28 protein-coding genes and 1 pseudogene are annotated in these 24,576 nt (G+C 61.9%); 10 read left to right on the forward strand and 19 right to left on the reverse strand.

The features are described 5' to 3' along the window. Window positions 1–19 precede the first annotated feature (19 nt). Window positions 20–616, forward strand: a complete 597-nt coding sequence (locus tag AC5ZGW_RS18320; RefSeq protein WP_245474705.1) for an invasion associated locus B family protein — start codon at window positions 20–22, stop codon at window positions 614–616. 16 nt (window positions 617–632) lie between these two features. Here AC5ZGW_RS18320 and AC5ZGW_RS18325 read toward each other — a convergent pair whose 3' ends face one another. After that, on the reverse strand, window positions 633–1,085 hold the full coding sequence (locus AC5ZGW_RS18325; protein WP_349645071.1) for a response regulator: 453 nt from the start codon (window positions 1,083–1,085) through the stop codon (window positions 633–635). Between the two features lie 132 nt (window positions 1,086–1,217). Continuing rightward, a complete protein-coding gene (locus AC5ZGW_RS18330) occupies window positions 1,218–1,850 on the reverse strand; it encodes a response regulator transcription factor (protein WP_165435205.1) in 633 nt (210 codons plus the stop codon). Between the two features lie 227 nt (window positions 1,851–2,077). Between AC5ZGW_RS18330 and AC5ZGW_RS18335 the strand changes: the two genes are divergently transcribed. Next, window positions 2,078–2,764 (forward strand): helix-turn-helix domain-containing protein, encoded by a 687-nt coding sequence (locus AC5ZGW_RS18335; RefSeq protein WP_028162479.1) that lies wholly within the window; start codon window positions 2,078–2,080, stop codon window positions 2,762–2,764. 149 nt (window positions 2,765–2,913) lie between these two features. Here AC5ZGW_RS18335 and AC5ZGW_RS18340 read toward each other — a convergent pair whose 3' ends face one another. After that, entirely contained in the window at window positions 2,914–3,264 is a 351-nt protein-coding gene (locus AC5ZGW_RS18340) for a phasin (protein WP_130225814.1), read from the reverse strand. Between the two features lie 337 nt (window positions 3,265–3,601). Between AC5ZGW_RS18340 and AC5ZGW_RS18345 the strand changes: the two genes are divergently transcribed. Next, window positions 3,602–4,249 carry a CoA transferase subunit A gene (locus AC5ZGW_RS18345; protein WP_130225813.1) on the forward strand — a complete coding sequence of 216 codons (648 nt, stop codon included), beginning with the start codon at window positions 3,602–3,604 and terminating at the stop codon, window positions 4,247–4,249. Window positions 4,250–4,252: 3 nt separating this feature from the next. After that, on the forward strand, window positions 4,253–4,903 hold the full coding sequence (locus AC5ZGW_RS18350; protein WP_130225812.1) for a 3-oxoacid CoA-transferase subunit B: 651 nt from the start codon (window positions 4,253–4,255) through the stop codon (window positions 4,901–4,903). Window positions 4,904–4,968: 65 nt separating this feature from the next. Here AC5ZGW_RS18350 and fabI read toward each other — a convergent pair whose 3' ends face one another. From fabI to AC5ZGW_RS18375, 5 genes are all read right to left on the reverse strand, one after another. Beyond that, on the reverse strand, window positions 4,969–5,760 hold the full coding sequence (fabI, locus tag AC5ZGW_RS18355; RefSeq protein WP_130225811.1) for an enoyl-ACP reductase FabI: 792 nt from the start codon (window positions 5,758–5,760) through the stop codon (window positions 4,969–4,971). Then, entirely contained in the window at window positions 5,757–6,971 is a 1,215-nt protein-coding gene (locus tag AC5ZGW_RS18360) for an acetate/propionate family kinase (protein WP_130225810.1), read from the reverse strand. Before AC5ZGW_RS18360 ends, fabI begins: the two co-directional genes overlap by 4 nt. Window positions 6,972–6,976: 5 nt before the next feature. Beyond that, window positions 6,977–7,948, reverse strand: a complete 972-nt coding sequence (locus tag AC5ZGW_RS18365) for a phosphate acetyltransferase (RefSeq protein ID WP_283813257.1) — start codon at window positions 7,946–7,948, stop codon at window positions 6,977–6,979. Window positions 7,949–7,977: 29 nt separating this feature from the next. Next, complete coding sequence (locus AC5ZGW_RS18370) at window positions 7,978–10,197, reverse strand: DUF3141 domain-containing protein (RefSeq protein ID WP_130225809.1); 2,220 nt, start codon at window positions 10,195–10,197, stop codon at window positions 7,978–7,980. Window positions 10,198–10,314: 117 nt separating this feature from the next. Further along, window positions 10,315–11,400, reverse strand: a complete 1,086-nt coding sequence (locus AC5ZGW_RS18375; protein WP_130225808.1) for an AI-2E family transporter — start codon at window positions 11,398–11,400, stop codon at window positions 10,315–10,317. Window positions 11,401–11,687: 287 nt separating this feature from the next. On the opposite strand from AC5ZGW_RS18375, the gene AC5ZGW_RS18380 reads away from it, so the two are divergent. The 3 genes and pseudogenes from AC5ZGW_RS18380 (at window position 11,688) to AC5ZGW_RS18390 (ending at window position 12,962) form a co-directional block, all read left to right on the forward strand. Continuing rightward, complete coding sequence (locus AC5ZGW_RS18380) at window positions 11,688–11,879, forward strand: GCG_CRPN prefix-to-repeats domain-containing protein (RefSeq protein ID WP_433994492.1); 192 nt, start codon at window positions 11,688–11,690, stop codon at window positions 11,877–11,879. Window positions 11,880–12,152: 273 nt separating this feature from the next. Beyond that, window positions 12,153–12,317, forward strand: a pseudogene (locus AC5ZGW_RS18385) (ATPase inhibitor subunit zeta); the annotation flags it as partial. Between the two features lie 123 nt (window positions 12,318–12,440). After that, window positions 12,441–12,962: a GNAT family N-acetyltransferase gene (locus AC5ZGW_RS18390; RefSeq protein ID WP_130225807.1), complete on the forward strand. Its 522-nt coding sequence runs from the start codon at window positions 12,441–12,443 to the stop codon at window positions 12,960–12,962. Between the two features lie 427 nt (window positions 12,963–13,389). Here the strand turns inward: AC5ZGW_RS18390 and AC5ZGW_RS18395 are convergent, their stop codons facing one another. Further along, window positions 13,390–13,875 carry a hypothetical protein gene (locus AC5ZGW_RS18395; RefSeq protein ID WP_207231019.1) on the reverse strand — a complete coding sequence of 162 codons (486 nt, stop codon included), beginning with the start codon at window positions 13,873–13,875 and terminating at the stop codon, window positions 13,390–13,392. A gap of 149 nt (window positions 13,876–14,024) precedes the next feature. Then, window positions 14,025–14,336 carry a hypothetical protein gene (locus AC5ZGW_RS18400; protein ID WP_130225806.1) on the reverse strand — a complete coding sequence of 104 codons (312 nt, stop codon included), beginning with the start codon at window positions 14,334–14,336 and terminating at the stop codon, window positions 14,025–14,027. A 77-nt stretch (window positions 14,337–14,413) separates the two neighbouring features. Here AC5ZGW_RS18400 and AC5ZGW_RS18405 point away from each other — a divergent pair, with 77 nt between their 5' ends. Both AC5ZGW_RS18405 and AC5ZGW_RS18410 read left to right on the forward strand, forming a co-directional pair. Continuing rightward, window positions 14,414–15,262: a hypothetical protein gene (locus AC5ZGW_RS18405; RefSeq protein WP_028162492.1), complete on the forward strand. Its 849-nt coding sequence runs from the start codon at window positions 14,414–14,416 to the stop codon at window positions 15,260–15,262. Between the two features lie 161 nt (window positions 15,263–15,423). Beyond that, window positions 15,424–15,636: a hypothetical protein gene (locus AC5ZGW_RS18410; RefSeq protein ID WP_130225805.1), complete on the forward strand. Its 213-nt coding sequence runs from the start codon at window positions 15,424–15,426 to the stop codon at window positions 15,634–15,636. A gap of 71 nt (window positions 15,637–15,707) precedes the next feature. Here AC5ZGW_RS18410 and AC5ZGW_RS18415 read toward each other — a convergent pair whose 3' ends face one another. Genes AC5ZGW_RS18415 through AC5ZGW_RS18430 form a run of 4 tightly spaced genes read right to left on the reverse strand, consistent with a single transcriptional unit; the run spans window position 15,708 to window position 20,120 of the window. Next, window positions 15,708–16,817, reverse strand: a complete 1,110-nt coding sequence (locus tag AC5ZGW_RS18415) for a hypothetical protein (protein ID WP_130225804.1) — start codon at window positions 16,815–16,817, stop codon at window positions 15,708–15,710. Continuing rightward, window positions 16,817–17,473 (reverse strand): 5-bromo-4-chloroindolyl phosphate hydrolysis family protein, encoded by a 657-nt coding sequence (locus AC5ZGW_RS18420; protein WP_463327104.1) that lies wholly within the window; start codon window positions 17,471–17,473, stop codon window positions 16,817–16,819. The genes AC5ZGW_RS18415 and AC5ZGW_RS18420 overlap by 1 nt, the downstream gene beginning before the upstream one ends. Continuing rightward, window positions 17,473–19,065 (reverse strand): vWA domain-containing protein, encoded by a 1,593-nt coding sequence (locus tag AC5ZGW_RS18425; protein WP_130225803.1) that lies wholly within the window; start codon window positions 19,063–19,065, stop codon window positions 17,473–17,475. Before AC5ZGW_RS18425 ends, AC5ZGW_RS18420 begins: the two co-directional genes overlap by 1 nt. After that, complete coding sequence (locus AC5ZGW_RS18430) at window positions 19,062–20,120, reverse strand: toxic anion resistance protein (protein ID WP_130225802.1); 1,059 nt, start codon at window positions 20,118–20,120, stop codon at window positions 19,062–19,064. Before AC5ZGW_RS18430 ends, AC5ZGW_RS18425 begins: the two co-directional genes overlap by 4 nt. A gap of 348 nt (window positions 20,121–20,468) precedes the next feature. Between AC5ZGW_RS18430 and AC5ZGW_RS18435 the strand changes: the two genes are divergently transcribed. After that, a complete protein-coding gene (locus tag AC5ZGW_RS18435; protein ID WP_130225801.1) occupies window positions 20,469–21,080 on the forward strand; it encodes an LOG family protein in 612 nt (203 codons plus the stop codon). 84 nt (window positions 21,081–21,164) lie between these two features. Here the strand turns inward: AC5ZGW_RS18435 and AC5ZGW_RS18440 are convergent, their stop codons facing one another. From AC5ZGW_RS18440 to AC5ZGW_RS18460, 5 genes are all read right to left on the reverse strand, one after another. Next, window positions 21,165–21,659 (reverse strand): hypothetical protein, encoded by a 495-nt coding sequence (locus tag AC5ZGW_RS18440; RefSeq protein WP_245474702.1) that lies wholly within the window; start codon window positions 21,657–21,659, stop codon window positions 21,165–21,167. 2 nt (window positions 21,660–21,661) lie between these two features. Beyond that, window positions 21,662–21,880 carry a hypothetical protein gene (locus AC5ZGW_RS18445; protein WP_130225800.1) on the reverse strand — a complete coding sequence of 73 codons (219 nt, stop codon included), beginning with the start codon at window positions 21,878–21,880 and terminating at the stop codon, window positions 21,662–21,664. 11 nt (window positions 21,881–21,891) lie between these two features. Then, window positions 21,892–22,074, reverse strand: a complete 183-nt coding sequence (locus AC5ZGW_RS18450) for a hypothetical protein (protein WP_130225799.1) — start codon at window positions 22,072–22,074, stop codon at window positions 21,892–21,894. A gap of 94 nt (window positions 22,075–22,168) precedes the next feature. Next, on the reverse strand, window positions 22,169–22,657 hold the full coding sequence (locus tag AC5ZGW_RS18455; RefSeq protein ID WP_130225824.1) for a DUF2267 domain-containing protein: 489 nt from the start codon (window positions 22,655–22,657) through the stop codon (window positions 22,169–22,171). Between the two features lie 150 nt (window positions 22,658–22,807). Next, window positions 22,808–24,568, reverse strand: a complete 1,761-nt coding sequence (locus tag AC5ZGW_RS18460; protein WP_130225798.1) for a methyl-accepting chemotaxis protein — start codon at window positions 24,566–24,568, stop codon at window positions 22,808–22,810. Between the last annotated feature and the right edge of the window lie 8 nt (window positions 24,569–24,576).

Here is a 24,576-nt window from a genome sequence, read left to right on the forward strand (position 1 = left end):
GGCGCTGAGGAGCACAGCCATGACGATGCAGCCTCCCGAACCGTTTTCGATCCTGTTCGCCGCCCTGATATTATCAGCGATGATCGCGGCCGGGCCGGCGAATGGACAAAAGGTGCCGACTGGTGCGCAAGCCGGGGAGCCCGAAATCGCGCTTCGCGGCCAACGTGAAGCGCGCGACATCAGGTTCGGCGACTGGGAGAAGGTCTGCTTCAAGCCTGGCGGCGCCAAGATGGTCTGTCGCACCACCATCAGCGGCAGTTTCAATACCGGCCAGACCGCGGTTCGCGTCTATCTGACCGAGCGCGAGGACAATAGCGGCGCGCGGCTACAGCTTTTCCTGCCGGTCGGCCTCTATCTGCCAGCCGGCGCCACGCTCACCGTCGATCAGGGTACGACCTATCGACTTCCGTTCACGTGGTGTCTCACCAATACCTGCATTGCGGGTGACCTCGCCGACCTAAACCTGCTGCACGACATGGACTCCGGCAAGAAACTCCTTCTGCAAGTGGTCGACACGAACTTGCTTTCGGTGAGGACGCTACTCCCGCTCGATCAATTTGCGACCGTGCGCAGAGGCGCACCGGCACGCGTTTTCGAACAGGATATTGATGAGTGAATATCGGCAAGCTCCGCTAGGCGATAGCGGCTGCCATTTTTTCGATCGGCTCGATCAGCGATTTTGCCGAGAACGGCTTGGTCAGGTAAGCGACACATCCCGACTCCGTCGCCGCCGTGCGGTTCGCGTGGCTATCATTGCCAGTGATATAGATGACCGGCAGGGTGATGCCCTTGTCCAGGAGCCGGCGACGCAGATCGATGCCGGATTGGCCATTCAGATTGATATCCAGGATGATGCAGAAGGCGCGGCCGAAATCGCCGTGGCCAAGCAGCGCGCTGGCGGAATCGAACAGCGTCGTGTCAAAACCGTGCTGCCCCAGCAGACGCTTAAGGCTCCTGAGCATGGATCGGTCGTCATCTACGACAAGAACAGATCTTCGATTCGACAAGGTGCTGGCTTCAGCTTTTCGAGGATGTTTTCGGCTATCTTCTGCAGAAGGCGACCTGACCGCGAGCCGAGAAACCATGCTGATTTCACACGCGCCTGATACGCGCTGTCATTAAGATGTGATATTGTCCGTTCGTACAGGTTGTCCTAAGGGAACCCGACAGGGTCTGCGCATTTTTCCTGCAAGATTGCGATACTTCGATTTCGAACGCTAACGGGCTGCATCGTCGCTTGAATCGAGCACGCCGAGCCGTTCCGCGATCGACACCAATTCGGCGAGCGAGTGCACTTGCATCTTTTCCATCACTTGGTGGCGATGTGCTTTCACCGTGCGCTCGGTTGTTCCCAATTGATGCGCGATCTGCTTGTTGATCTTGCCGCGCACGATCAACTCGAACACCTGTCGCTCGCGCGGGGTCAATCTCGCAAGCAGCGAGCGATGGGAATCGAGCCTGATGCGCTGGCTGCGCGTTGCCTCGTGACGGGCAATCGCGCGCTCGATTGCATCGATCAACTGTGCCGAAGACACTGGTTTGGTCAGGAAATCCTCAGCGCCGGCCTTGATTGCCCGCACGGTCGTCGCAGTGTCGGCGTACCCGGTGAGGAACACGATCGGCAGCGTCGAACCGAGTTCGCTGAGACGATCCTGCAGTTCGGGACCGCTCAGGCCTGGTATCCGCACATCGAGCAGGATGCATCCCAGCCGCTCATTGTCCGACAGACGATCCAGTAGCTGCTGAGCGGACGGATAGGTTGCGACCTCATAACCGGCGAGCTTCAGCCGCCGCTCAATGGCCGTCCGAAACGACGCATCGTCATCAACCACGTGAACGAGGCCAGGCAATTTTCCCTCCGAGGAGGCATGGAGCCGCACCGTGACCGGCAATCTCGCCGCCAGTCCGACACCATTGCCTACTTGTCCCATAGTACAATGGTCCGTGGGACAATGATTAGGAATGCTGCCTTCGTCGCAGATCAACCTTGGCGAGACCGGACCCGATACCGAATTCTTGCAGCGCAATAGTTCTAAAGACTGATAGAATTCGTGACGTTCAGGTGAGGAGTTGGGCCATGTTTTCCTATGTTAACATCGATCCGGCAGCGTCCCTACCTAATATGCTCGGCGCGTTCGGCATGGCGAGCGCTTCCAACCCGATGATGACCCTCAACGAATTTACGTACAAGAAAGGGACAGAGATCTACGGCGAGAAAGAGCCTGCCGATTACGTCTACCAGGTCAAGTCTGGCGCGGTGCGAAGCTACAAGCTGCTTTCAGACGGCCGCCGCCAGATTGGCTCGTTTCACCTGGTCGGCGATATCTTCGGGCTGGAGAACGGCAGCGAGCATCGCTTCACGGCCGAAGCGATCGTCGACACCGCGGTGCGCCTGGTGAAGCGTCGCAGCCTTGAACTCGTTGCCGAGAGCGACGCCATGGTCGCCCGCAACCTGCTGAACATGACCACGAACAACCTGCAGCATGCCGAGGATCACATGCTGCTGCTCGGCCGCAAGACGTCGCTTGAGCGGGTTGTCGCTTTCCTGCTCGAAATGGACAAGCGCCTGACCGCGGCCGGCGTCTTGGCGCTGCCGATGTGCCGCCGCGACATCGCTGATTATCTCGGCCTGACGCTGGAGACGGTCTCTCGCGCATTGTCACGGCTGCACGAGCTCGGTATCCTCGGATTCATCGGCAACAACCAGCGTCAGATCGTGCTCCTGGACCGGCCCCAGTTGGCTGGTCTCGATTTGCAGAACTGAACGGCCCTCCCGGTGTCGTCGCTCCGCAATACGGGCGATGGCGACCACAGCGACGGTCACCAGCGCGCGGATCATGATGTTGGATCCGCTGATGGTTGCGACGACCAGGAATTGAAGGGCCATCAGCCACCTCCCGGCCCGCAAGCAAATCAGCTCTTGGGAGTAAACACGCCGGCTGCGGCTTTCATGGCCGATTCGCCCATGCTCCTCCCCTGTTCCATCAGCGCTCGCATCTGGTCCTGGAAGAACTCGGACTGAATTCTGACTACATCAGGCACGTCCTTGGCCTGGATCAGCCGGTCGCAGAGGTCGAAGGTCGCCGAAGTCTGCCGCCGCATATGATCGCAGAACTGCTTGGCCTGCCCGGCAATCGGAAGCTGCGAGGAGCTCAAGCCCTTCTCAAGCATGTCAAAATAGTCCGAATTGGCCTTGCGAACACGGCCGAGATTTTCGGTGAGCATCGCCCGGACGTTGTCCGCTGCCACTTGGGGGTCCGACATTGCATCCTCCTCTCTTGATGAAATCTACTAAAGGTTTCGTCTATTTCGCGAGGCCGCCGAACCAGCCGTCACAGAACGCCGCCAATTCGCGATTCATGCCCAGTGTCGGGCATGAGGACGAGCCGACAGCCCCTCATAGCCTCCGCCATTGTCTTGAAGTCGGCAAGCGAAATCCCGTCGTCCCGCTTACCCAAAAGCGCAAGATGCGGATGCCGGATCTCCGGTATCCGTCACTGCAGCGAATACTCTTGATACAGATCAAAGCGACGCGGTGAGCGGGGACCAGCATCGCACCGGTACTGCCCCGATCAATCGCGTGCCGGCCGGAGTGCCAATCATGAAGGCTATTTCCGTCGAAGAAGCCGTTGCGAAGATCCCGGCCGGCGCGAGCATCATGGTCGGCGGCTTCATGGGCGTCGGGACGCCGGAGCGCCTGCTCGACGAAGTCGTACGCCAGCACAAGACGGGCCTTGCCTTGATCTCCAATGACGCGGCGATACCCGGAAAGGGCATCGGCAAACTGTTCGATGCCGGCCTGGTCTCAAGCCTGACCGCAAGCCACATCGGCCTCAATCCCAAAGCGCAGCAGCAGATGCTGGCCAACCAGATTGCCGTCGACCTGATTCCGCAGGGGACATTGGTGGAGCGCATCCGCGCCGGAGGCTGCGGCCTCGGCGGCGTGCTCACGCCGACCGGCGTCGGAACGACGGTTGCCGAAGGAAAACGCCAGATTGAGATCGACGGAAAAGCGTTCCTGCTCGAGACCGCATTGCGAGCCCAATTCGCGCTGGTCCACGCCTTCCTCGCCGATTACCTCGGCAACCTTTCTTATGCGCTGACCGCGCGCAACTTCAATCCCGTCATGGCGATGGCCGCCGATACCGTGATCGTGACTGCCGAGCACATCGTTCCGGTCGGCGTCATCGCGCCCGACCATGTGGTCACACCGGCGCCGCTTGTCGACTATCTCATAGCGAACGAGTGAACCATGGATGCACAAGAGATCATCGGCCGCCGCGTGGCACGCGAGCTTCGCACTGGCCATCTGGTGAACCTCGGGATCGGCATTCCAACGCTGGTGGCCAACTACGTGCCATCAGACATCAAGGTGTTCTTCCAGTCCGAGAACGGACTGATCGGCACCGGCCCGATCCCGGAGCAAGGGTTGGCCCATCCCCTTCTGACCAATGCAGGTGGACGACCGATCAGCGCGCTTCCGGGGGCCTGCACCTTCGACAGTGCGATGTCGTTCGGATTGATCCGCGGCGGCCATGTCGACGTGACCGTGCTCGGCGGCCTTCAGGTCGACGCGGAAGGGCACCTCGCCAACTGGATGATCCCAGGCAAGATGGTGCCAGGCATGGGTGGCGCGATGGACCTCGTCACCGGCGCCAAACGCGTCATCGTGGCGATGCAGCATGCCGCGAAGGGAAAATCGAAGATCGTCAGACAATGCACCCTGCCCCTGACGTCGTCGCGAACGGTCGACCTCGTCGTCACCGACATCGCCGTGATCTGCTTTCCGGACGGCAAGGCGACGTTGATGGAGACCGCTCCCGGCGTCACGGTCGCCGAGGTCATGGCGGTGACAGAAGCCGAACTCGTCATTCCCGACACAGTTTCGGAAATGACGATCTGACGGGGTAACGAACATGCGGGTATTCAGCGCTGAACGGTCCCAGCCGCTACGGCAGCCGGGTTCACTTAATCGATGATGTGATAACCACCATCGATATACATGACGGTGCCGGTAATGAGTTTTGCACCGTCAAGCGCCAGGAATGCCGTCGCGTTGCCAACGTCATCGATGCTGACGAGGCTGCGGGTCGGCGCCTTCGACTGCGCCTTGTCCATCAGCGCGTCGAAATCAGGAATACCCGAGGCGGCGCGCGTGGCGAGCGGACCAGGTGAAATCGCGTGAACCCGGATACCCTTCGGCCCCAACTCCGCCGCGATGTAACGCACGGCGGCCTCAAGCGCTGCCTTCGCGACGCCCATGACATTGTAGTTCTCGACCACCATCTGGCTGCCGTAGTAAGTCATGGTGAACAGCGTTCCGCCGTTCTTCATCAACGGTTCAGCCAGGTGAGCCATGCGCATGAACGACCAGCATGAGACCTCCATCGTCTTCAAGAAGCCATCCCGTCCGACATCCACGACGCGACCGTGCAGCGCTTCCTTTGGCGAGAACGCGATCGAGTGCAGCACGAAATCAAGCCGGCCCCAATCCTTCTCGATGCGCTCGAACACCTGCTCCATCTGGCCTTCGCTGTTGACATCGAGCGGCATGAAGATCGGCGCTTCCAGCGCCTGCGCCAGCGGCTCGACATGCTTTTTCGCCCGGTCGTTCAGGTAGGTGACGGCCAGATCGGCGCCGAGCGCACGAAACGCCTTGGCGCAGCCCCATGCGATCGATTGATCGTTGGCAATGCCGACAATCAGGCCCTTCCTTCCCTTGAGGGCCACCTTGGTTTCCGGAAGCACGGGAATATTCATGACACCCTCTGACGGTTCGCGTTGGGCGATTGATTGTTCAACAGAACCGACAGGGTGTGCTGCGCGATCATCAGTTCCTCATCCGTCGGTATGACGTACACCGGAATGCGGCTGTCGGACCGCGATATCAGCCGCGCGTGGCCGGCATTCGCGGCCGGATCGAACGCAATGCCAAGCCAGGCCAACTGCTCGACGATGCGTGAGCGAATTCCTGCCGAGTTCTCGCCGATGCCTGCCGTAAAGACGAACGCGTCCAGACCCTGCAGCGCCGCCGCCAGCATGCCGACGTTGAGGCATGTCCGATAGACGAAATACTCGATCGCCAGTATCGCGTGCGGATCGTTGCTTGCCTCCAATTGCCGCATGTCATTGCTGATGCCGGAGAGGCCCTTCAGTCCACAACTGCGGTAGAGGAAATCCTGGACGTTCGAGGCCGACATTCCCTTTTCAGATATGAGATAAAGCACGACGCCGGGATCGATCTGCCCCGGACGTGTCCCCATCGGCAAGCCATCAAGCGCGGTGAACCCCATTGTGCTCTCCACGCTGCGTCCACCCTTCAGGGCGCACATCGACGCACCGCTGCCGAGATGGGCGACGATCACCCGCCCCTTCGCGACATCTGGCGCGATCTGCGGCAAGGTTCTCGCGATATATTCATAGGACAGGCCGTGGAATCCGTAGCGCCGCACGCCCTCGGCGTGGAGCTGATAAGGGATCGCGTAGTGATCCGCTACCGGACCGTGGGTGCGGTGAAAGGCAGTGTCGAAACACGCCACCTGCGGAAGGGCAGGAAAATTGGCGAGCAGCGAACGGATCGGCGCCAGATTGTGGGGCTGATGCAGCGGCGCCAGCGCGACATAGCGCTCCAGGCGCGACACCACGCCATGGTCGATCAGCACCGGCCGCTCATAGTCCGGACCGCCATGGACAACGCGATGCCCGACGGCCATCGGGGAGATGCGAAGCTCGTCCCGCAGCCACGCTCCCGCAACAGCCATCGCGGCCGGGATGTCTGAGACGCTTTCGATCTGGTAGGCCCGCTCCGCCAGCGGATCGCCGTTTGCATCGACAGCGCGCAGGCGCGGACGGCTGCCGATGCCATCCATCTGGCCCTTGATCTGCCGCCGCAGCCTCCCTTCCCCTTCAATCGCAAAGATCTGGAACTTGACGCTGGAGGAGCCCGCATTGACAACGAGGATCGTATCCATGGCGATCACGCAGCCGCAATTGGAGCAAGCCGGCGCCGCGCGTCGGCATAGAGCGCCGCGACCGCGCCGGAGGCCATGCGCGCCCGCGGTGAATCCGCACGGGAGGTCAGAACGATTGGCACCCGGGCCCCGAGCACGATGCCGGCGCTGTCGGCGTTCGCGAAATAAGCCAGATTCTTTGCCAGCATGTTGCCGGCCTCGAGATCCGGAACGACCAGGATCTGCGCGCGGCCCGCGACCTCGGACTTTATTCCCTTGATCCTGGCCGCCTCCACATCGATCGCGTTGTCGAAGGCGAGCGGTCCGTCGAGCAAGCCGCCGATGATCTGCCCGCGATCCGCCATCTTGCATAGCGCCGCGGCCTCGATGGTGGACGGGATCTTGGACGTAACCGTTTCGACCGCGGACAGGATCGCCACCCGCGGCAATGTGCCGAAACCAGCCTGCGTGAAGAGATCGATGGCATTCTGGATGATGTCCCGCTTGTCATCGAGATCAGGGAAAATATTGATGGCCGCATCCGTCACCAGCAGCGTGTCGGGATAGGCGGGGACATCCATCACGAACACATGGCTGATGCGCCGATCGGTCCGCAAGCCGGTCGCCTTTGCCGTGACGCTGCGCATCAGCTCGTCGGTGTGCAGGCTGCCCTTCATCAGCATTTCGCCCTTGGCCGCATGAATCAGCTCGACGCCTTTGGCGGCCGCGGCGTCGCTGTGGGGAACATCGATGATCTCGACACTGGCGATGTCGAGGCCATGCTTGCTTGCCGTGTTCCTGATCTTGGCTTCGGGGCCGACCAGCAGCGGACGGATGATGCCGGCTTCTGCACTGTCCAACGCACCGCGCAGCGAGGTCTCGTCGCAGGGATGCACGACAATGGTCGGCACCGGCGGCACGGCCTTGGTGGCCGCGATCAACCGATCATATTTGGTGTGGGGTCGCACTTCGCCTGAATCTGCGGGCATGACGCTCATGGTGGCGCTCCGGATTCTTCCAACCAGCGTTACGACGCCTTCGCCTTGGGATCGAAAGGGGTAACCTTATCCCTTTGCGACATTTCGCTCGCATCCAGACAGAACAACTCGGCGACGTGCTGCAATCGCTTGGCGACCTCGCCTGAGATTTCGGCACTGGCCGACAGCACCTCGCCGATCGCTGCGAAGGCCGCGCGGCGTTCGTTGGCATTGTCGGGCAGCATTTTCGGAATTGCCGCCAGCGCTCTCCTCTGGTCCAGCAACAGCATGAAGAACTGCTCGCGCACCAGCATTTTGAATTGTGCCAACGTCAATCGCTCACCCCTCTCGCGGCGGATTCGCCGCAGCGCTTCGAGACTGCGCTCGTCCACCATGCCCCGCGCCGACCCGACGTAAAGCAAGCCTCTGATAGCTGCCTCGCGAAGGCCGCCTTCGTCGATCCTGGATTTCAGCTCGCTGATCCGCCGCTGGAGCATTTCGCGGTGCTCGGCCGGCATCCCTTGTCGCGACGGCTCCCAACGCGGATCAACACCGACCGCCGCCTGAAGCGCGGGCGAACCATACACGGCAAGAAAGATGGTTTCGCTGAGTGCTTCCTGGTAGTCCCGCCAACCGTCGAGCGCACTGACGATTTGCCTTGAGATTCCTTCCTGAAGGGCGATGAACAGATTCTCCTCGGCTGCCGGTTTCCGATCATTCCGAATTCTTTCCGCCGTCGTCCCCACGGCAGTCATCAACGGATTTCGGCTGCTGAAAAACTCATATTGCAGGCGCAGCGGGTGGATATTGCGCGTCCACTCCGCCACCTGCGGCGTCACCATGCATTTGATCCAGGGCTGGACGAACTTTTTATAGGCGGCGAGATTGATCTCCGAGACGCGCTTGGCGGTCGCGAAGCGCCGTTCGTCTTCCGACGAGTTGCCGCCCATGGCGCGAATATCATCGAGCGTGCGCGCCTCGCATCGCATCACCCACTGCCCGACCGCAAGATCCGCGTTCGCGGTGTCGGCGCCCTTTGCCTCGAAGGTCGCCTCATAGAGGCCCGGCGGCAGCACGTCGATCAGATCGATGTTGCTGGAAAATTCCGCGTGTTCCTTCTTGGCGATGCCGCCGGACACGAAGATCCCGAGATGGCCGACGCTCTCATGAACCGTGTAGACGATGGTCTGGCCGTAGGCCCTGATCTCGTCGACGTCGGCGTAGAGATCGAGGACCCAGCCCAACGCCTGCTGTGGCGGAGTGATATTGTCTCCCTTGGAGCAGAACACCACGATGGGTGACTTGATGTTGCGCAGGTCGACTGCCTTGCCATCGGACGTCTTGATGCGGCCGGCGGCGAGATTGTTGCCGATGAAGAGCTCATCGACAATGAACTGGATTTCTTCCGCGTTCAGGTTGACATGCCCGCCCCACCAGCGCTCGAATTCGAGATAGCGGTCCGCCTCGGTATCGACCTTCGAATACACATTATATTGTTTGGTCCACAGCGTGTTCGACGGGTTCTGGTTCTCGAAATTCTGCACCAGCCAGGCGCCGTCAAACTTGCCGGCGCCGAGGTCGCTGGTGAGCGCGGTCAACCAGCTCCCGCCGAGCAGGCCGCCCGAGTAGCGCATCGGATATTTGCCGTGCACGCCAGCCCAATAGGCCAGCGGCGCGCCGGCGACGATGATGGGCCCGAACAGTTCCGGGCGCAGCGATGCGAGCATCATCACGGCCCAGCCGGCCTGGCAGTTGCCGATCACGCAGGGCTTGCCGTCGGCATCAGGATGGCGCCTGATGACTTCCTCGATGAACAAGGCTTCCGCGCGCGCGATGCGCTCGATGGTCTGGTGCGGCATCGGCTCCGGCAGGAAGCCGATGAAGTAGCAGGGATGACCGGCCTTCATGGCGACGCCGATCTCGCTGTCCGCCTTGAACCCGCCGATTCCCGGCCCGTGTCCGGCGCGCGGATCGACCACGATGAACGGTCGCCGCTCGAGATCGAGCTCGATACCCTCAGGCGGAATGATGCGCACCAGCGCATAGTTCACCGGTTCGGAGAGCTTGCGCCCGTCCATGACCAGTTCGGCGGCGTAGTGCAGAACATGCGGTGCCGTCTGGGCAATGTGCTGCCGATACTGGTCGCCACGCCGGCGCAGGATATCCAGGAACAGCACAGTGCGCTGCCCGGCATCAATCATGTATTCCACGGCCGAAGCAACGAGGCCTGACATGGGAACGCGCGCAAGCGGTGTTTTGTCGATCGACATGTTCAGACCTCCGTGTCGCGCATCGATTGAATGCGCCGCGCCACCCCGGACTTTGATTTAGGTCAACGTCGTGAAGCGGAACAGAATGGTCCGATTTGAGCGGCTTCGGCTTGCGAGCTATTGTTCCGCCGATTGCGCAAGGCGGCTGCGATCCTGATTGATCCAGGCCACTGTCAACTCCCAAGCGACTGACAGGATGACCGGGCCGATAAAGAGGCCAAGAATTCCGTGTGCAAGCGTGCCTCCGACCACCCCGATAAGGATCACGAGGGCGGGTGTAGTAAGGCCGCGCCCCATCACCAGCGGCTTCAAGATGTTGTCAAGCAAGCCAACAATCACCAGAAACACGGTCAGTGGGAGTGCCGTCGTGAAGTCTTTCGCTGTCCAGAGCCAGATGATCACGGGAAGCAGGACGACCGCCGCACCGATCTGCACGATGCTCAGCAGCAGGATCGCGAAAGCCAACAGGCCCGCATTCGGAATTCCCGCCAGCTTGAGACCGATGCCGGCGAGCAGCGACTGGATGATCGCGACGCCGATAACGCCTTGAGATACCCCACGTATCGTTGCGCCCGCCAATTCCAGGAAGTGTTCGCTCTGCTCGGGAACGACGCGGGACAGGAACCCCCTGCTCGCCGCCACTAGTTGCGGTCCATAGGGGAAGAGAAAGCCGGCCAAAGCAACCGACAGGAGGAATTTGAGCGTTCCAACGCCGGCATTCCCGGCAAGGCCGAGAATCGTCGCGGCCAGCGGCTTCAGATAAGGAGCGATTTCGCGCAGAACGGCGCGGAGGTTGGTCGATGCCTGATCCCAGAGATCGTAGAGCTGCGGGCCGATCAGCGGCCAGTCCTTGATGGGCGCGGGCGGCGAGGGAACCCCGAGGCTGCCCGCGCTGAGTTGTGCAGCAATTTCCCGGAGGCCATCCACCGCGCCCAGACCGAGCCAGGTCGCCGGCCCGATGACTATCGCGAGGTTGACGATAGTGAGAATCGCCGCCGCCAGCTTCGGGCGTCCGCCGAGCAACTTGGCGAGACCGTTAAAGACCGGATGGAACGCCACGGCGAGCACCACGCTCCAGGCCACGATTGGCACGAAGGGTCGTACAAGAACGAAAGTCCAGTAGATCAGAAAAGCCAGCAATCCAAGCCGGATCGCAAGCTGGATGATGTCCTCCCCGGACAAAAGCTGGCGAAGTGTTCTCAAAGGTGCGCCCTCGTTCGAGGCTGCGCGAAAGCGTACCCACCGCGCTGCGCGACGCGGCTTGATTTAGATCAAGCACACCGACCCCCACTGCCCCATCTCGCGAAATCAGTGCCCTCGACCGCTCGGCTTCGTGCTCGGGGATGGGCTTCGCTTTTCCGCCCCATTGATCCAAGATCAACGCCGCGCGCTCGGCGCAGCACTTGCCTGCAAAACATGAGAGGCGAGAGGAAACAGAGATGAAAGTGACATTCGCAGTTCTGTTCGCAGCCATATTCGCGAGCATTGGCATGGCCAACGCCGCGGACGGCTGCGGTCCCGGTTGCCATGCGGCGCGCAACGGTGGGTGCGTCGTCGACGGCTGGGATAGAGGCGCGCGTGTGCGCAATGAGTGTCCGGTCGGGGCTCATCCCCGTCCTCCGTGCTATCGGTGGTTCGTTTGGAGCCGTCGCGACGGAGCCTGCATCATCAGCCCCAACTAGGGGGCGATCCAGATCGGGATGAGCGGCGTCCATCGCGGGAGCCGACCGGAGTGAGCCGCGTCTCGCGGCCCGCGTAGATTCACACGACTATCAAGTGCCCGTGACTAGAGCATTTTCGGTTCTGATAGAATCAGAACCGAAGCTCTAGATTCTAGTTTTGACGCGTTTTCTTCACGCGAACGGTATCCACCCTCGGATCAAGTCCAAGGGCATGCTTCGCTCGAAAACGCTCTAATGGCGACTTGATCTAGATCAAGCACCCTGGTCCCCCGAGTGGCAGGTTTGATTGCCGATGTCACGGCAATCACCTTCGACGAACGCGAAAAGGCGGTGGAAGCGAAATTCGCTCATGACGAGGAGCTGCGATTCAAAGCGATGGCCCGAGCCAACAAGTTGCTGGGCAACTGGGCAGCCGTACAGCTTGGATTGATCGGAGAGGACGCAACTTCCTGCTTTCGCTCGGCACTCTTGGCTGAAACGAGCGCCATGCTCCGGTGCGGGCCTCACACTCCGCCTGATCAGCGAGACCGGCCGTCGAATGATTGGAACAAGAGGCAGCAGATGCCGGAAGCCGCAACCCACACCGCGCACGAGCGTCTGAACGACGGCAGCCACATCGAAATCCGATCGCTTCGGCCGGACGATGAGGCCGACATGCTTGCTGCGGTCGGGCGGGCGAGCACGCAATCCCTGCAACGCCGTTTCTTTGCGGTGAAGCGCGGCTTCTCGGAGAAGGAGCGCGCCTTCTTCATGGACATCGATTTCAGAAATCATGTCGCGCTTGTCGCACTCATCGAGGAAGCCGGTCGGCGGGCGATCGTCGGAGGAGGTCGATACGTTGTATTCGAGCCCGGGCGAGCCGAGATGGCATTCGTGGTCGTCGATGCCTGGCAGGGACGCGGCATCGGTTCGATCCTGATGCGTCACCTCGTCGGCATCGCTCGCAATGCCGGGCTACAGGAATTGACCGCAGAGGTCTTGCCTGAAAATGCCGCGATGCTGAAAGTGTTCGGAAAGTTCGGCTTCAAGCCGGCCATGCGGCGAGACCCACAGACGATCCATCTGGCGCTGACGCTCAGCTAACAACGATGGTCGGAATCCCTGCTGCCATGCGCTTATCATGGCCCTGCTGCCTGGATCACAGGTAGAGCACGGCAACTGCGGTTATTGCCCCAGAAAATATTCCGAGCGAGATCACGGCCGCTTTGAATACCAAGTCATTCTCGGCAACCCACAACAAGCCAGACCTCAATCCGAGAACGCCCTTGCGCCAACGCAATCGGGCGATAGCGAAGATCACTATTGTTTTCGCCCGGTTCGGATTTGAGAACGACGGCATAGACCCGATACTCCACACCGCCATGATGTGGCTGCGGCTGGCAATTGACCAGTGCAGTTTGTGCCACCAAAGCTCGCGGCATAACAACGCTTGGTGGCTGAAGGCGCAGCCTCGTTTTTTTCCGACGCTGGTCGCATGTGATATCTCCGCCTCTCATAGGACGGCAATCGCTCAGCTCGCGGCGGCCCCCTTCGTCTTCGGCTCGAGCGACGCAAGCCCTTCAGTCGTCATCATCTCCTTGAATCGAGAGGCCTTGGCCATACGGGTTCGTCGGGCTATCCGGTACGTGGGGATTTCCAGCACCGAAGGATTGTTGACACTATCCGGAGAAAAACGACTCCCATAGCGGCCGTATGGATTTGAAATCGAATCCGGATCATACCGGTTGCTACTTAGGCGCCCACGATAGTTTCCCTGGCTGTCATACAGCTTGGGTGCATCCATCGCGTACGGATTGTTGGCGGAGCTGTTGCTGTGGACGCTGCCATATCGCCCGTACGGATTGTTGATGCTGTTTGGATTGTAGGGACTGCCAGCACCGAATGCGTTTCCCGTAGAATTCGAGGCATATGGGTTGGCGGAATAGTTGCCGAGATATTGCGCGGCGGCGCTAGATGTCATCACGACCAACAGAGCGCTGCTCAAGGCCATATTCATCTGCACTTCCTCTTCGTTCCAACATCACGGGCGCGCTCGCCGGACGTACAGCCCTCGCGCGACATGACCGCCCCTGCAGGGCGACCTTAGCGCAGGCTTCGCCATGGCACCCAGCTCACACATCCACCACGTGCGGTCAGAGGTTATCGCTACCTCAGCCCGAGAAGGGAACGGCGGTAGCCGCTCGCCTGGGCTTCGCTCCTGCACACAAAACTTCCGGTGAGACCCAGCCCGTAACGTTTCTGCCCTTTCAAATAATAGCGCTCGCGCCGAAAATCGAGCCAAACCACGGAATCACCCGGGCAATGGCGTTGCGCCTGGGCTTGATAGCGGAACGGCGTGAGCGGGACGGCCTTAGCCTGGTGTGCGGTGCACACGAAAAGTGAGAAGGAAACGACGAGTCCACTGCGTTTGACCCAGATCAACAGGCGCTCCCCCGGCGTTTCCACCGCCCGATCCATAGCATTTTCGGCACGCTGCCTAAAGACGGTTCGAACGGACTGTGCTAAATTTCAGTCTCGATCGAGCGAGCAGCAACATGCTCACGATACCACATCTCACCGCGCAGGCGCTCGGCGCCTTTCTGGCCTCCGAGACAAACGGACGGTTCGGCGCGTCTTACGGTTACCTCAACGAGCTCCTGCCATATGCGGCACGACTGGCGCTCGAATGCATCGGCAACAGCGACGCGCTCTATCACGATATCGAGCACTCGATGCTGGTCACCCTGGCCGGCCATGACATCCTGATGGGGCGCGCCTTGTCGCGGCCGACGACGGCCGAGGACTATTCAAATTTCATCCTGGCCTGCCTGATCCACGACATCGGTTATGTCCGTGGCGTCCTTCAAGGAGACGGGGACGACGTCTATGTCGCCGATGTCACCGGCACGACCATCCGGCTTCCGCGCGGCGCGTCCGATGCAGCGCTCGCACCCTATCACGTGGACCGGTCCAAACTGTTCGCGCTGGAGCGCTTCGATGGTGTTGAGCACGTCGACGCCAACCGGATGGCGCGCGCGATCGAATACACGCGATTTCCCTACGCACCGTCATCGTCCGACGACGATCTGAACAATGAAGAGGGCCTGCTGCTGCGCGCCGCGGACCTGATCGGCCAACTTGGCGACCCCAACTATCTGAGGAAGGCCAACGCTCTCTTCTATGAATTCGAAGAGACCGGGATGAACAAGCAGCTCGGCTACGATACCCCGGCCGATGTCGTGTACAAATATCCGCAGTTCTATTGGAACACCGTCGCGCCGCAGATATCGACCGCCATTCGATACCTGAACGTCACGTCAAGCGGCCGCCAATGGATCGCAAACCTTTACAGCAATGTGTTCAGGGCGGAACGAGAGATGAGGCTGTCCGGTCCGGAGCTGTGACGCTGATCAATTGCCAGGGCGCACGCGGCATGTGGCAGATGTAACCGAATTTTCGGACGCCTGAAATGCCCGCGTAACCCTGACCTCCCAAGTTCCGACACGCGGCACCGCTCGCGGTTACCGCGAGATGCATTCGTTAGCGGGGGCACAAGGAGGAATTCATGACAAACAAACTCGCACTGGCTGCATCAGTCGTCATCCTCATCGCATTCTCGGGCGCGGCGTTTGCAGGCAGCTCCAAAACGCACGCGCGCACGCATTGGTCCGCGGCAGCTTACGCTGCACAAGCCGCGTACTACCCTTACGCTTTCGAGCCGGCACCATACTGGCCCAACGTGCGCCAGTATCACGGCGGACCGAAGTCCAACTATTGAGATCGCGGACATAGCCAGCCGGCGGGCCGGTTATATGGCCTACCGATTAACGGTGATGTACCGCTTGCGCGCTACGCCGCCAACCGGTCGAGCAGAGCGAGCATGACCGGAGCGTCCGGCATCGGCAACACCGCGTCGATGCGCTCGATCAGGCGGGACTGCAGGAGTGCGTTGCGCGCCTTGCCGATGGTGCCGAGCGGGCCGCGGAATCCGTGATCCTCCCAGGCCATCTCGAGCAGGCTTTCGCTCATCAGCGCATCGATGAGGTCGTCGGCCTGGCGCTCGATGCTGATTAACGGATGCGCGGAGAACACCGTCGGCTGCGGATAGAGGATCACCGGCTTGGCCGGCGCATTGGCCTCCAGCCGCTTCCAGCGCTCGGCATCCTGCAGCACCCACTCCACCAATTGATTCTCGTAGCCGACGATCAGCGGCTGCGCGCCGGCGCCGCCGGCAACATAATCGTCGAACAATTTTCCCGAGGACGGCGGCTTGAAGCCCATACGGCGGAACACGGTGGCGACGTCGCCGTCGATGCGGCTCAGGGTGTCCGGCATCACCACGTCGCCCGAGAGCAGGCTCGCGGCGAGGCCCGCGAACATGAATCCCGAATTGGACTTGTTCGGATCGGTGCAGACGATGCGGGCGCGGCCGAACAGATCGGAGACGCCGATCGCGGCCCAGGTCTCGCCGGCGATGATCGCCTTGAGCAGCTTCGAAAGGTCGGCCTTGTAGCGCGGGCCGCCCATCGGCTCGGCGAAACCGCCCTTCACCAGGCCATCGGCAATGCGGTCCCATGAATAGAGCACGATTGGCGAATTGAAGATCACCTGGTCGCGCGAAATCTTCAGGCCCGAGCTGCGCGCCACCTCCACCAGCACGGAGGACGACGGCCACAGGAACTGCGGCTTCTGGTCGAGCAATGCACGCTCGCGCACCATCTCCACCGATCCGGCGCGGCGCCCGTCGAGCACCAGCCCAAAGCGGCGCTCGAGCACGCCGCGCACACGCGCATTGGCGAGGAAGCCTTCCTTCTCGCCACCGGCGAATCCGAACAGTTTCTTCGCTTCGCCGAAGCGGCCGGCGATCTCAGGATGTTCCCGAAGGTAGAGATAGCCGCCGGTCGCCGCGGCGCTTGCGGCAACGAGGCCGATCCCGAACGCACGACGCGACATGGCCATCAGGTTGTTCCCTTCCTCTCCCCGGACGGGATGCCGGTCCGCGCCGGTCCGATATCCTCGTCGAGCGAGCTTTTCAAAAGCTTGAGTTCGATGTCGAGCTTGTCGAGATCGGCATCCTGCAGATTGGCCGCGTAGCGTGTGAAGGCGCCATCGAGCCGGTCGATCAATTCACTCGTCGCGGCGAGGCGTGCGGTGTCGGGGACAATGCTGCGCTCGAGCGAAGCATAGGCCTCGGCGATCTCGGCCGCGCGCGGCAGGTAATAAGTGAGGAAGCGCCTGACACGGTCGATGCGCAGCGGGTCACGCTCGATCGCGGCAAAAATATCGCGGGCGATCTTCACGAGATGCCGGATGCGCTCGGCCACCACGCGGGTCCGGATCGCTGCCGCCGCGGTTTCCATGCGCTCCGTCAGCGGCTCTGCCTCCGTGAGGAGTTCGCGCGCGAATTCGATGCGGCCGCGCGCCGCGCCGCTGGCGTCGAGTTCGGCGAAGCGCCTGCTCGGCGCCATCACCGCGACAATGCCGCCGCCGGCCAGCGCGCTGACGAGGACAGCGATCCAGAATGGCATCCCAACGCCGATCGCAAGCGAAGGCAGCAAGACCGCGGCGGCCGCGCCACCGGCAATCCAGCCGAGCCCGGACGGCACGGCCGCCATCAATTATATCCTCGCACCGAGCGGAACGCGTCCGTCAGGCTCTTGGTGCCGTCGAACACCCTGCCGCCGGTCAGCTTCGCCAGATTGTCGAGCTGGCTGCGATCGACCTGGTCGCCGAACGTGACCCCGAACACTGGCACACGCCGGCCGTCCGCGCGCCACGCGGCCTCAAACGTCGACAAATAGCCTTGGCTCTTGCCATCGGTCATGATGACGATGGCCGGCAAATGCTCGCCGCTGGCAAGCAGCGGCTTCATGGCGACGAGCGCCCGCTCGCCACAGGTATAGAAGTCGGTGCCGCCGCCGGCATGCAGCTCCAGCGCCTGGGTGAGAAGCGTGGCCTGCTCGGCCTCTCCGCCTGTGGCGCGCGCCGTCCACAGCACATGATCGTTGAACGGCAGCAGCAGGATTTCGTCCGCCTTGGTCCATTGCACCAACAGCTCGCGGGTGCGGGCGGGCGTCAAAAGGAAACGCATCGCGTCGAGCAACTGGGTCTCGCCTGCTCCTTGCATGCTGCCGGAGACGTCGAGGCACAAAGCGGTGAGCGAGGGACGTCGGAGCGCCTCCTGATAGATCGACAGCGCCTTCTGGATGACCGCGGGCTCGGGTGGCCGGATGATTGTCAGCGCGCGCGCCGGATCCAGATTGGTCTTGGGATCGGCGCGAAGCGGCGCCGCGCGGCCGACCTCCACCCGCCGTCCGGTCTTCGCGATCCGCGCCTGAACCTCGCCCTTGAGCAGAAAGGCTTGCAGATCGGCAAAGAAGGTTTCGACGTCCTTGCCACGGCCGCGATCGACGAAGCCGAGCGGAGAATCGGCGACCGCGACGCCGTCTTCCGGATAGATCGCGTAAAGCGGCTCGTGGCCATCGGCGATCAATTTGTCATTGGTCTCCTTGATAACAGCCTCATAGTTCCAGATCGCCTGATAGTGCGCTCCATTCCGCTCGCCGTCGCGATAGAGATCGGCGAGCCAGCCGCTCGAACCCGCGCTGCGCTCAACCCCTTTGAGAAGGCCGCGCGCCGTCGCCAGCACCTCGGGCTTGTCGAGATCGCCGGCTTCGATCAGGTCGGGCTTGCCGATGCCGGCCGCGAGCATCGCGAGATAAGCAGCCGCGCCGGAGTTCGACTGCGTCGCCGAGGTCATCAGGAATTTCAATCGGCCGGCCTCGACAGCGGCGAGAATGTCCTTCGCAGTCACCTTGGCGCCGATCCAGTTCAACTCTTGTGCCTTCGAGCGGCGCACGCCGAGGATCACCGGCATCTGCACGATCGACTTGACCGACTTCACCCGCCGCTTGGTGTCGAACATGTCGATCCAGATCGAGGCCGCCGGCCACACCGCGTCGGCCGGCGGATCGTCGCCCTTGAGCGCCAGCGCGATGTCAAGCGAGCCCTGATAGCGCATCGTGCAGACAGCATTGCGCGACTTGCAGAATTCCTGCACCAGCGGCTCGAGCACGTCATTCTCCGAGCCTGACAGGATGGTGAATTGCGGCCCCGGCCCGCCGCTGCAGCCGGAGAGCAGCACGGCGATCAGCGGTGCCGCGACATGCAGCGCAAGCCAGCGCCGCGGGAACAACGCGAGGCTCATGCGGACGCCTTGGTGACCGCGGATTTCAAATCGTCGGTCAGTTGCGACATGCGCTCTTCGATCTCGGCGCGCTTGGTCCGACCCTGTTCCTGCACCGCGAGCACGCCCGAGATGGTGTCGATCAGGTCGCGATTGGTCTTTTCCAGCGTCGTGATGTCGACGATGCCGCGCTGTGACTGCTTCTCGATCTCGATCGCCTGGGTCTTCATCATCTCGGAAGCCTGGCGCATCATCTCGTTGGTGGCATCCGTGACGGTCTTCTGCAACTCGAGCGCGGATTTCTGCCGATTCAGCCCGAGCAGCAGGATCATCTTCTGCTTCCACACCGGGATTGTGAGTTCGGTCGTGGCCTGCAGGTTCTCGATCAGCGTCTCGTCGCCCGATTGCACGATGCGGATCTGCGGCAGTTGCTGGATGCCGATCTGGCGCGCCTGCTGCAGATAGAAGATGCGCTTCTCGAGCCGGTCGAGCGCCTGGAGTGCGTCCTGGTAGGTCTGCGCCGCGAGCAGGGCGTCGCTGCTTTGGCCTTGCGCGGTCGCGGCCCGCTCCATCTCGAGCAGCTTGCCGCGGCGAAAGTCCTCGGCGAAAGCCTTGCCGGCGCTAATATGCGCGTCGAGCTGCCCGAGTGCGGTCCTGGTCTGCTCATAGAGATCGTCGAGCAGCGCGATGTCGCGGCGCAAGACCTCCTTGTTGCGATCGAGCTCGACGCAAACGCGATCGATCTGCGAAGCGACATCGCTGAACTGCTCGGCAAAGCGCCGCAGCCGTGCCTCCGCCGACGAGAACAGGCGCGTCAAGAGGCCGCTGTCCTTAAGATCGGCGGGATCGAGCCCGCGCGCCTTGCCCAAAATGTCCGACAGGAGCTTGCCGGTCGTTCCGAGCTCGCGATTTTGCGTCTGGGACAGAATGCGGTCGGCGAATTCGACCACTGACCGCTGGGCGCGCTCGCCGAACGTGACGATGCGCGAACGATCTGAAATATCGATTTCGGACTTGATACGTGCAATCGCAGATGCATCAGCCGGCAACGCCGGGACATCGGTCGTTTCGCTCACTACCTCACTCCCTCTCTGCCACGGCCATGATAGCATGTCGGGCTGGTTCCGCAGCTAAGCGCAGGCGATACGACAGATTGATGACACTCCCGCAGGTTGATGACAGGCTTGTTGATGAAGTCCTTTCCGAAACGGCATAGGTTACCGAGGGTCGCAAAACCCGATCCGGCGCGAGCTCGGTGCATGAAGAGATTCTTGTTTGATTTCAAATATATGTGAGCAGATCATCCACACTACCGACCTGCCGTGCGTTCACGTTGTAGCGCGGCGCCGCGATTCCCCCGCCCCTCATGCTAACGTCGAACCGCCGACGAATCGTTTGCAGCACGAAAGGTCCGCACACATCCAATGCAAAACCAAAACGCCAAAGCGCTGAAATCCGTCTGTATCTTCTGCGGCTCCAGCCCGGGCCGTGATCCGATCTATCTGGAGACCGCGGTCGCCACCGGACAGGCGCTGGCAAAGGCCGGCATTACCATCGTCTATGGCGGCGGGAAGGTTGGGCTGATGGGAACGGTGGCAGACGCGGCGCTCGCGGCGGGCGGACGCGTGGTCGGCGTCATTCCGCGCGCGCTGGTCGAGCGCGAGATCGGACACACGGGCCTGAGCCAGCTTCACATCGTCGAGACCATGCACGAGCGCAAGACGATGATGGCCGAGCTATCCGACGGCTTCATCGCGCTGCCGGGCGGCGCCGGGACGCTCGAAGAACTTTTCGAGGAATGGACCTGGGCCCAGCTCGGGATTCACCAAAAGCCGTGCGGCCTGCTGAACGTGAAGGATTACTTCGCGCCGTTGATGGCGATGGTGGAGCGGATGGTGGCTGAAGGATTCACGATCAGAGCCTACGCCGAGATGCTCATCATCGAAACCAAGCTGGAGGCGCTGCTCAGCCGCTTTGCGGCCTACCAGCCGCCGCCACGAAAATGGCTGCGCACGGACGCGGCCGCCAAGCCATAAGAGACGGTCCGAAAAGAGCATGCTCAAACGGAGAGGTGAAACCGTGATCCGATTCCTTTCAATCGGATCACGATTTCAGTCGCTTCACCCGCCATGCTTCTGCGGCTTATGGCCGCTCTGACCGGAATCGTTGTGCTTGTTGTGGTGGCTTTCCTGGTTCAGCCCGCCGCGGCTCACCGGAAATTCCGACTGGCGCGCATCCTGTTTCGGACGTCTTACGGTCGCATCTTCCACATTCCGCGCGCCTCCTTGCTCGAGATTGCGCGCATCGGGAACATCGGGCTTGCGTTCCAGCATCCGCAACTGCTGCTCATGGGTCTTCTTGCCCTGCAGCACCGTCTTACGCGATTTTGGCGTCTGATCGCGCGACGGGCGGCCGCGCCGGCGATCCGGCGCCTCGATACCACCCTGCGGGTTGGTGTCGTTCTCGACGTCGCCCTCGAACGTGTTCTCGCCTTCGACATCCTCCAGATCGTCTGGTGTCGCCTGCGCCATTGTGACGCCCTTCGATCCCCCGATCAGCGGATTGCGATAGAGGTCGATGTCGCTCGGCCGTTTCGTTTTAGCGTGTTTCGTCATGATCACCCCTTCGATGCCGGATGCGTACCCCCGCCCTTGTGTTCCGGTTCGTGCGTGTGGTGGCTGTCGCGCTCGCCACCGCCGCCGGAAATCCGGCTGTGACGTCGCCTGGGATCGTCGGCGGCCGGCTTCTTGACCTCAAGCGGCGCCTGAACGTTTTCGTCCGCAGCACCGGGGCCGCCCTGGCGAATGCTCGCCGGCGTCTTGGTTGAAGTGGACATGATGCGCTCCTTCAGCGATCCTGCTGATAGCCCTGATGGGTGGTGTTCTGCTTGGCGTTCGCCGACTGCCCCTGCTCGTCGGGATTTTCCACGTGCCCGCGCGTCGTGCGCGCCTGATGGGCATTGCCGGACTTCGGATCACCCGTACCCTTGCGACTCTGGTTCTCCGGCGGCACCGGTGGTGGCTTGGTCATGATGGACTCCTGTTCCATCCAAAGTGACGTAGGATAACGCACGCGAAATGCATGGGTTCACTTCACTGTCATCGAAAACCCGACGACGTAACGATCAGGAAACCGGCTCCGCGCGCCGCGGCGTCCTCTTTGATTCCGGCCACATCGCGCGGACTTCCTCCGGCAATGCGTGGCGGATCTTCTCGACCTGACCAGGATCGACATAGTGGTTTAGCACCTGGAACACAGCATGGTGGTTTAGCACCTGGAACACAGCATGCGCCGCGTCAGGCGCGCTGACCGGCCGTGTCGAGCTTAGCTCGGCCGTGATGATCGACAGGAACTGTTCCGCTGACCGCCAGTTTTGCGGAGCATCGCTCGGGCGGAATCGATCATAATACGTGCCGCGCACGATCAGCGGAAGCTGTGCGCCGAGATGCGCCGCGAGTTCGATCGGAACCCGATCGCGTATGGTCCGCAACACCGCGCCCAGCGCATGCGACGCCAGCTGCCGGTCGCGTGGCAAGGTTTCCATGATCTCATCCAGCCATGAATTGGTGAGGTGGATGGTTCTGTCGAATACCTCGAGACCTGTCGCACTCATGGGGATCACCCTTCGTTTGCAAGACGCAGGGCTAACGATGCGCGGACGCATAGGTTCGCGAATATTGCAGTCGACGAGCGGGCGCCGGTTTTTGTCGCTGGGCGGCCGGGCAGGCATCTACAATGGTGGCAGCGCCGCCACCGGCACCATTCAGGCCGCCCGCACGGTCTGCAGGAACCGGCTGACTTCCGTCTGGAGCCGGCTGCTGTCGCGGGACAGCGATTGCGCGGACGAGAGCACCTGCGAGGACGCCGAGCCTGTCGCGGTGGCGCCGCGCTGGACATCGGTAATCCGCGAAGAAACTTCCTCAGTGCCTTGCGCGGCCTGTTGCACGTTGCGCGCGATCTCCTGCGTCGCCGCGCCCTGCTCTTCGACCGCAGCGGCGACCGTCGAGGCGATCTCCGCCAGCGATTCGATCGTGTTGCTGATCTGGCCGATGGCGCCGACCGATTGATCGGTCGCGGTCTGGATCGCGGCGATCTGCTGACCGATTTCGCCGGTCGCCTTCGCCGTCTGCTCGGCCAGCGCCTTCACCTCGGACGCGACGACCGCAAACCCGCGGCCTGCGTCGCCGGCGCGCGCAGCCTCGATAGTGGCGTTGAGCGCCAACAGGTTGGTCTGGCCTGCAATGGTGTTGATGAGCTCGACCACATCGCCGATGCGGCTTGCGGCCTTGGACAGTTCGCTCACACGCTCGGTGGTGGCGCGCGCCTGGCCGACCGCGTCCGCCGCGATTCGCGCCGAGTCCTGGACCTGGCGGCTGATCTCGTTCACGGAAGACGACAGTTGTTCCGTGGCAGTCGCCACCGATTGCACGTTGGCCGACGCTTCTTCGGAAGCCGATGCCACAGCGACCGTTATTTCCTGGGCGCGCTCGGCCGTCGAGGTGAGCGCCTTTGCCGATTGCTCCAGCTCCGTCGACGCCGACGAGACCGTGCTGACGATCTCGCCCACCGCTCCCTCGAAAGCGTCCGCAAGCTTGATCATCTCGGCCCGGCGCTGCCCGGCGAGGAGGTCATCCTGCCGGCGCTTGGATTCGGACTCGAGCATCGCCTTCTCTTCCGCCTTGACCTTGAAGGTCTCGACGGCCTGCGCGACCGCGCCGATTTCGTCCTTGCGCCCGATGCCAGGCAACTGGACATCAAAATTGCCATTGGCGAGTTCCTGCATGGCCCGGCTCAGGCTGCGCATCGGTCCCGCGATCGAAAGCGCCGACAGCACCGAGGTCACGATCAGCAGCAGAGCCGCAACGCCGCCGATTGCGAGCGACATCCTGTCGGCCGAGGCGGCCTGCTGCGCCGCCTTTTCGATCTCGCCGGCCATGACCTGCTTGGCGCGGTCCACGATCGTATTGGCGTTCGACTCGAGCTCCGCTGAAAGCGGCAGCATAACATCGTTGGCAATCTGACGTGAATCCGTCGTCAACTGGGCGGCGCGCGCCTGAGCCTCACTCGAGATCGTGAGCCCGGAAGCTTCGACAGAGGCAATTTCCAGAAGCTCGGTTTTCATCTTCGCGAGTTTCTCGGCGGCGGACTCATAGGCAGTCGCCGTGCTCTTCAGCTTCTCCAACCGCGAGCGCGTATCGGCGGTCGACAGACGGGAGATCTCATCGATGAACCCGAGGAATCCTTTGTAGCGTGCCGCCAGATACTCGGTGGCCTTCTGCAACTCTTCATCGATGGTTGCAACGCGGATGTTAGCCGCGCCGACCTGCAGGCCGCGCGCTGCCGCCTTGGCGTCGATTGCCGCGCGCGCGATGTTGGACTGCAGGAGCACGCTCTCGTTGGTGCGGCTGACTGAGGCATTCGTTGTCAATTGATTGATGATCATCAGCGCGACGAAGATCACGCCGAGCGCGGATGCGATGCCAAGCTTGGCTCCGATCCGCAAGTTTTGAATACCTTTGATCATGCCCACCC

The sequence above is a fragment of the Bradyrhizobium sp. Crot121 genome, from assembly GCF_059512385.1.